The organism is Pseudoalteromonas sp. AWM4_233 (assembly GCF_056158285.1).
Genome location: NZ_JBSWSZ010000052.1, coordinates 1 through 2,842, shown reverse-complemented (window position 1 = coordinate 2,842; position 2,842 = coordinate 1). Strand labels below are relative to the sequence as shown.

Below are 2,842 nucleotides of genomic sequence, written 5' to 3'. Positions count from 1 at the left end.
AAGGTTAAAGTATTAGTGGGACACAAGACTCCAGCACCTAAATAAACTTTGTTCTAAGCCCCAAACGCAGCATTAAGCTTGCTCCCAGCGATAACCCATACCGTAAACGGTATCAATGCAGTCAAATGCACCATCTAAAGCAATAAACTTTTTACGAATGCGTTTTACGTGTGAGGTAATAGTGCTGTCATCAACATAAATTTTCGCATCACTCATTAATTCGTTGCGGCTTTTTACATGGCCTGGACGCTGTGCAAGTGAATGTACCATCCAAAATTCTGTCACAGTTAAATCAACCAGTTGCTCTTGCCAAAAAACCTGCATGCGCTGGGTATCTAACTTTAACGGGCCACGATGCAAAAGAGCAGTTTGATCGGCGGGTTGATCGAAAGCATCAAGGCGTCTAAACAAGGCACCAATGCGAGCAGCAAGATGCGCCATACTGATGTCTTTGGTTAAGTAGTCGTCAGCACCCATGCGCAGGCCACATACGGTATCAATTTCGCTATCGCGGGCGGTTAAAAATATAATCGGTAAGGTTTTAGAAAGACTGCGTAATGTTTGGCAAAGTAAAAAACCACCATCCACTTCATGGCCAAGGCCAATATCAACAATGGCTAAATCTGGTAAAGATTGACTAAATGCCAGTTCAGCACTGGCATCTGTCAGCAAAGCCTACAACCTGATAGCCCTGAGCGCTGAGCATTTCAGTGTAGTTTTCGCGGATTGCTGTTTCATCTTCAACGATTGCTATTTTCTTCATTGTTAATACTTACTTAAATTCTTTCTATAGCGAACTATACCTAATTTTTTGCCTTACGTACTGGCAAAAACGCGATTGCCATTTTTCTGCCACAATTGCTCAGCAGTTTGCCTTTTTTGATCCCCTTTATTGCCATTTCGACTTGTTTTAATAGCTCCATACCAAGTTCGCAACACCAACCAATGTTGCCAAGCAATTAAGTAGAAAAAGGATTAAACCATGAAAAAATTAATTATTGCCGCTGTTATTACATCTGCTGTATCTGTAGCCCCTTTTGCAGACGCTGCGAGTCAAACTAAACAAGAAACACCAAAAGAAACAGCCATTGGCTTAGGTGCAGGTGCCGTTGTTGGCGGCATAGTCGGCGGCCCAGTGGGTGCATTTATTGGCGCGTTTGCTGGTGGCTTAATTGGCGAAAAAGAAGCGGCAGACAACACCATTGATGAACAAGCACACGCATTAGTTGTAATGAAAGAGCAAACCGCTGATTACCAACAAGTAATTGCCGATAACGCAGCCTTAAGTGAGCAGCTTGAATTATTAGCTGACGAAAAAGAGCAGTTACTACAAGCCCAATTAAACACCCTACTGGCGATGACGGTGCAGTTTAAAACCGGCTCTAGCGAAATTGCCCCACACTTTGCTAACCAGCTCAATAAAGTTGCGCAGTTACTTATTGCCCAGCCAAATCTGGCTATCGACTTAAATGGCTTTGCAGATCAGCGTGGTGATGAGTTGGCTAATTTAATGCTCTCAAAACAGCGTGTAAATGCAGTGCAAAGCTACTTAATTAAACAAGGTGTGCCTCATACGCGCTTAACCGCTACCGCCTATGGTGAGCAGCAAAGTGTTGCCGATTCAAATAACTACGAAGACAACGTGTTTGACCGCCGCGTAACCTTAACGACACGCCCTGTTTCACAAAGCAGCTTACGCACAGCACAAAGTAACCACTAATTCATCGGTCGATGGAGTGACATATTATGTTGAGTAACCGTACCAAAAGGCTCCTTTTGGGGAGCCTTTTTATCCTCTTATTAGGTTATGCAGTTAACCCTGCATTTGCAGCCAATGTCAGTGCCGAACTACGTTTTTATGATGATTCTAATAGCCAAGTGTCGTCGGGCTTATTAGTGAAAAACGATGTCACTATGACGCTCACCGGGCTTATTAATCATGTTGTTGTTAAACAGCGTTATCAAAACCCGCACCCGTTTGCGGTTAATGCCCGATATGTGTTTCCGTTACCAGATGAAAGCGCAGTTCATGCCATGCAAATGCAAATTGGTGAGCGCATTATCACCGGTAATATTGCCCTTAAACAGCAGGCTGAACAGCAGTTTGAGCAAGCTCAAAAACAGGGTAAACGCGCCGCTTTAGTTCGTCAGCAGCGTGCGAACATTTTCTCAACTGATGTGGCAAACCTTGGAGCAGGGGAAGAGATTGAAATTACCTTGCAATACCAAGAGATAATCGGTTTTCGCGATGGTGTGTTTTCACTGCGTTTTCCAACCACTATTACGCCGCGCTACGAACCTTTAACGGCAGAACTGCAGCAAAAAGCGAATCTAGAAACAACAGACACAGAACAACAGAGCGACGCAACAGCTAACACAGTGCAAGTGGCATCAGCGTGGCTAAAGCCTGTTTTTCATCGTACACAAAGCCAAGAGTCTGATGCGAGCCTAAACCTAGCAATTGCGATGGATATTGGCCTTGAACTTAGTGATATCAGCGCTAATTTAGCGGGCATGCAAATCGATAATCCAAGTTTTGGTCGCTATCAGTTATCACTTAATCGTGATGTTCCAATGGATAGAGACTTTGAGCTGACATTTAAACCCCTTGATAAAGCTCACTCTCAGGCTGCATTTTTTACCGAAACAGTAGCAGGGCAAGAATATGGTTTACTGATGTTAGTACCGCCAAGCGACCACTTTACCTCGCAAGCTCGTCTGCCTCGTGAAATGGTGTTTGTTGTTGATACCTCCGGCTCAATGCATGGTCAATCTATGGAGCAGGCCAAACAAGCCTTGTTTTATGCCCTTTCGTTATTGGATGAAAATGACAGTTTTAACA

At 43.9% G+C, this 2,842-nt stretch carries 2 protein-coding genes and 1 pseudogene; 2 read left to right on the top strand and 1 reads right to left on the bottom strand.

Annotated features, from left to right (window positions below):
* Nucleotides 1–72 precede the first annotated feature (72 nt).
* A pseudogene (gene pdsR, locus ACXAC4_RS19605) lies at nt 73–763 on the bottom strand (proteobacterial dedicated sortase system response regulator).
* 219 nt (nt 764–982) lie between these two features.
* Here pdsR and pdsO point away from each other — a divergent pair.
* Nucleotides 983–1,720: a sortase-associated OmpA-like protein PdsO gene (gene pdsO, locus ACXAC4_RS19600; protein WP_475164870.1), complete on the top strand. Its 738-nt coding sequence runs from the start codon at nt 983–985 to the stop codon at nt 1,718–1,720.
* Between the two features lie 56 nt (nt 1,721–1,776).
* On the top strand, nt 1,777–2,842 hold a 1,066-nt coding region (locus tag ACXAC4_RS19595), incomplete at its 3' end, for a VIT domain-containing protein (protein WP_475164869.1).